Below are 5,577 nucleotides of genomic sequence, written 5' to 3'. Positions count from 1 at the left end.
CGCTTGACCCAATGACCGTTAACCGCTAATATCGCTGTTGGAAAGTGGCACTATATGGCCCGAAATGAGTGGCACTATATGACCGAAATAGCCAATTAGTTTTCGACTCTGGGCCTCATTGATTTTCAGGTTTATTAATTGAAGCATTTACATAGCTAGAAACTTTATATACTCATTTTAATAACCAATCAAAGAAATCAGTAACAGAATCATACTCAGCGACCGTTTCTTGAAGACCATCCTTGTACAAATCGTTAATAAAGACTTCATGTGCCTTAGGCTTTTTAGAATCTATGCCTAAGGGAATCTCTATTGGACCTTCTTGCCATATCCAAACATTCTGGTCCTTCAATATTTTGTGCAACTCCCTAACTATTTCTCTAAACCTTTCACTATTATTTACAACTTTTGTATATATCTCAGCACTTAATTTACCTGTATCAGGCCATCCATCAGGTATATCAATGCCAAATTCTTCTACCTTATTCCTAATTATTTCAATTCCTTCTTGGTAAATGTCATTTTCATCCTCAATGTAACCATGATCCACACTAGAATTGAAGCAATAGTCCAAATCAACTAAAACCTTAGGATTAATACCCATATTTTCTAAGATAGTAGTTGCATTTCCTACAGCAGGGGCACCACCGATATCTATAAATCCAACTTTCGTTTGAAATTCACTCAGGTCATAGTGTGATTCGAATATTTTAGGAACAAGCTTCCTTTCAGTTTTACCCTCGATTAAAACTACTTCATCAGCAAATAGTATTTGACTAGAGTTATCAAGATTAAATAGAGTATCTGTTATTCCCATATCAGCAGCGACCTCATCCAGAGCTTCATTCAATGTATTATGTCGATAAGTTCCAGCATCTTCGCTTTTTCTAATCAAAGCCGTTACCCCAACATCATTTTGGGATATCATTATAGGTGAATGAGTTGCAAAAACAATTTGGTATCCGCCCTTTGATAACTTCTTTAAAGCACTCGATAAATACGTAATTGCTTGAGGGTGTAGATATAATTCTGGCTCTTCAATTAAAAGAAACTTTCGAGAGTTTGATTCATCATCTGAGGTTTGACGCTCAGATAAATATTTGACCAAAGCCATTTGTATAGATCTTTGAGCTCCGTGGCCCATTGACTCAAAATCACGATTCAAACCATTTTCCCCTTCACTTATTTGAACAGTACCAGATTTAAATAAATCATCTACAGTTGGAGGCGGGACATGCACTTTGAGATTAATACCCGGGAAAAAATTATTTACTACGTTATCAAACTCTTCATCAATTTCTTGTAATTCATCTACTCGTTCATTTCCATCAGCAGAAAACATATTTTTGATTTGGCCCAAGGTTTCTTCTATTAACTCTTCATTATTTTCTACTATAGGTTTTGTTATTTCAGCAAGGAGCTTCCCAATTGTATTAGATCTTTTACTCTTTCCAATATCTTCATAAGCATCCTCCATAGCTTTCATAAAAATGGGCTCAGGAAATAAAGCTTTCACTGCATTATCAATTCCAGTTGGATTGTTTATCCATTCATCATCCTCTGGACTCCATATCTCTAAATCAGCAGTAGAAGCATTACCTGGTTCATCCATTGATCTCCTAATAAAGATTCTTTCATCCTCCAAATATTCAGTAATTCTATCACGATGTTTTTCTACTAGTCTATCTAGAATAGTATCATCAAGTCCCTCGATCTTGCCTTTCACCACCAAACCTTCTCCCTCTCTTCCATCATAAAAATCTGAGTCATACAATTTTGATGGCTTTAAGAACCAGTCAATTGCCTGAAGAATATTTGATTTACCTGCATTATTATATCCAACAAGAGGTGTATAATTGGTAAGCTCTAACGTTAAGTCCTCAATTGATTTAAAATTTTTTATCGTAACCTCACTTAATCGGTGCATAATTACTCTCTTGAAATATTTACTATTTTAGCTTTTAAAACTTTCTCTAAAATAAAATTTTATCTATTTACAAAATCAACTTTCAGATTTAATAAACAAATTAAAACCGTGTCTCAATACACCTTCAATAGCTTAAATGATAAAGAGTTCGAGTTGCTCGTCAGAGATCTATTACAAATAGATAATGACATTACTCTAGAGAACTTTAAAGCAGGTAGGGATGAGGGAATTGATTTAAGGTATGCAAATTCCGAAAACGGGAACCTAATTATTCAATGCAAACATTGGCTTAAATCTGGTTTATCAAAACTTAAAAGCCATTTGAGAAATAAAGAAAGGCCTAAAGTTGAAAGATTAAATCCTGATAGATATCTAATTGCGACTTCTCTAGGCCTATCCCCAGGAGACAAAAAAGAAATAATGGAAATTTTTGATCCCTATATACTCGAACCCTCGGACGTAATTGGTAACGAAACATTAAACAACTTACTCACAAAATATCCCAAAGTTGAAGAAGATCACTATAAACTTTGGCTTTCAAGTACTCAAATCATTAAACGAATATCCCAAGAATACATCAGGGAAAGGGGAGATTTCTACACCGATGAAATAGTTAACAAAGTCAAACTATTTGTTCCTACAAAGGATTTCGAAAAGGCGGAAAAGATATTACAAGAACAGAATTTATTAATGATTACCGGGGAGCCTGGTATCGGAAAAACTATGTTAGCAGACTTTCTAACTTTCAAATATTTGACTGAGGGTTATGAACTGACCTACATCCTAAAAGACTTAGACGATGCAGAAAAAGTATTTGACAGAAATAAAAAACAGATCTTTTATTTTGATGATTTTTTGGGCAGTAACTATCTAGATATCTTAACTGAAAAAAATTTCGACTCTCAAATCCATCACTTGATTAAAGCGATACGGAGATATTATGATCATCATATGATTTTGACAAGTAGAACCACAATATATAATGCGGCTAAATTTAAATCTGAAATACTAGATGATAAAAAATTTGATGTAACCAATTATCAGTTGGAGCTTTCAAGCTATAGCTATAAAGACAGAGGGAGGATTTTATATAATCATATTTATTTTTCCAGTCTGGATGATGAGTATAAGAATAAGATTAGAGAAAATGAGTTCTACCTAGATATAGTCAAACATGAAAATTTTAATCCGCGAATAATCGAGTTTATATCTGACAAAAAAAGAATTGATATTACCAAACCTAAAGATTATTGCAAGTTTATCTTAGAATCTCTGAACAACCCTAGAACTATATGGAAAACTGCTTTTAACAATCAAATAAGCAAGCTGGATAGATTATTCTTATTAACATTATTTAGTTTTGATCTGCCTATATCAGAAGACAAATTTAAAAAGGCATTTAATAAAAGGCTTGAATATGAATCCCAAAAAAATGGTTATGATATTCCTATAGACCCTTATCACAAGAGCGTTAAAGTATTATTGGATGGGTTCATAAAAAGATTCCATAAACACAGTTATTCCGGAGGAACTTATCTAAATTTCATTAACCCTTCAGTTACAGACTTTTTAATGTACTATTTGTCTCAAAGAAAGTCTGAATGTTCAAAAATCATCTTATCAGCCAAGTTCTATGAGCAAATACACACTAGATTTCTGTCCAGCAAATCACCTATAAATAATCTTTTTCAACTCTCAGAACTTAAGCCGAGTATACTTAGAATTGCTTACAAACACTCTAACCGACCAAATTCAAGGGACTTAAACAAATTACTTAATGGACGAGAATCAAAAATTGCCGAAAACACTGTTAAAGAGCTAATACCTAAATTGGCTAAAGCTAATAATGTATTTGATCCCGAAGCCATTTCTCTATTTCTCAATGCTTATGAAATTCCTAAAATACAGAATGAAATTGATCAAAATATCACATTTTACTGTGACTACTTAAGCACACAAATACACTATATTGAGGATCTTTATGACCTTGAAACATTCCTAAAGCAAACAGGATTAAATAGCGAAGAGTTTATATTTAAAAATTCTGAACAAATACTTCACAATATCCAAGACAATATTCATGACTATATTAGAGAGGTTGAAAATGATGATCTTGATTTCAAAAACAGTCCCCAACACCCAGTCTATTTTAGGGATCATATGAGAGACCAAGTAGATGAAGCAGTTAACAAAAACATAAGATCAATTAAGGATGAACTTGAATTTATTGGTATTGATAGCCATCTAATAGATTATACAGTAGATGACGTTAAACCAGACATTTTCGAATTTACTCAGACGATTTTGGACAAATTTTCCCCAAATACAGAAAGTTCATATGCCCCAAAATCTTCTCAAGATAATAAAAGTCATTTTACAGAATCTGATAAAAAATTCATCAAGGCTCTTTTTTCTTAACTACTGCAAATACTCAATTATATTAGTACTAATATTACAAGATTCGATTGCATCATAAAAGAAACGTTTTAGGTTAATAAGCCTAAAAAAACGGCTTTCATATTTCCATTCTAACGCCCGATCTCTTTCAACAACGTATGAAATCATTAGTCTTTTATCGGTTTAGATATTGATTATTATCTCGATCACTTAGAATATGGAGAGCATCCCAATAAATGTTGATCGATATAAAAGGAGGAACAGATGAAAAAGATCACTTTCCAACGAAATGAACTCTATGAAAAGGTATGGACAAAACCGGTATCTCACTTGACTGAAGAGTTAGGAATAAGCAGTCATAAACTTTACAAGGCTTGTGAAGAACTAGAGATACCCACACCATCTGCAGGATATTGGGCAAAGCTGAGACATGATAAAGAAGTCAACAGGCCCGAGCTACCTGAATCAGATAAGGAATCGTTTACTTTAACCATTAGGGAAGGAAAAAATAAATCGAAGTGCAAAGGAAAAGCCACCAAAACGATCTCTGTTCCCAAAAACCTTTACAAACCTCACAAATTGGTCAAACAAGCCCGCAAGAATCTAAATAAAAAATCCCTAAATCGTTTTAACCGGGTAAGAGGTGGGCGTCCCCTGGATATCTCTGTTGGACCTGATAACTTAGACCGGGGATTACGCATATTAGATACAATCATTAAAGAGTCTGAAAAGAGAGGTTACTCAGTTCATTCCTTCTTAGATAATAGTTCCCGCTGGACCTATTTTAAAATAGGTGAAGATCAAATCTTTTTTCAGTTAAGAGAAAAGGGGAAGCGCCGGAAACGAAAGCCAGAAGAAAAAGAACGGAGCTGGGACTACGACTATGAATATACTCCTTTAGGTAAGCTACAGCTCAAACTTTTCAGAAATAAGTGGGGGCATCCTAGTAGGATTATATCCGATACCAACTCCCAGCAATTAGAAGATAGGCTCGATGAATTTTTCTTTAAGCTTGAATCAATGGCTGAGAATAAAAAGCAGAGGCGAATAGAAAGAGAGGAACAACGTCGTATTAATAAACTAGAAAAAGAAATCGAAGAAGCTGCTAAAGTCCAACTTGAAAACGAAAGTGCCAGAAGAGCTACTCTTGAAGAACAAGGAGAGTGTAAATCTAACTCTGTCTAAGTTTAGTAATTCAAATCTCACTAACTTAGACAATTATGACACAAGAAGAATTAAATAACCTGCAAAAA

General features: G+C 33.7%; 3 protein-coding genes. 2 read left to right on the top strand and 1 reads right to left on the bottom strand.

Annotation, left to right across the window (positions count from 1 at the left end; all coding sequences use genetic code 11):
* Positions 1 to 172 precede the first annotated feature (172 nt).
* Entirely contained in the window at positions 173 to 1,927 is a 1,755-nt protein-coding gene (locus tag ACG2E4_RS18050; RefSeq protein WP_395277465.1) for an ATP-dependent nuclease, read from the bottom strand.
* Between the two features lie 108 nt (positions 1,928 to 2,035).
* Between ACG2E4_RS18050 and ACG2E4_RS18045 the strand changes: the two genes are divergently transcribed.
* A complete protein-coding gene (locus ACG2E4_RS18045) occupies positions 2,036 to 4,345 on the top strand; it encodes a restriction endonuclease (RefSeq protein WP_395277464.1) in 2,310 nt (769 codons plus the stop codon).
* Positions 4,346 to 4,588: 243 nt separating this feature from the next.
* Positions 4,589 to 5,509, top strand: coding sequence for a hypothetical protein (locus ACG2E4_RS18040; protein WP_395277463.1), 921 nt, complete (start codon positions 4,589 to 4,591; stop codon positions 5,507 to 5,509).
* The last annotated feature ends 68 nt before the right edge of the window (positions 5,510 to 5,577 follow it).

Source organism: Halalkalibaculum sp. DA384 (assembly GCF_043951955.1).
In the GTDB taxonomy this organism is placed as follows: domain Bacteria; phylum Bacteroidota; class Rhodothermia; order Balneolales; family Balneolaceae; genus JAMQKA01.
The sequence above is the reverse complement of the archived record's forward strand: the minus strand, read 5'-3'. Positions and strand labels throughout refer to the sequence as shown.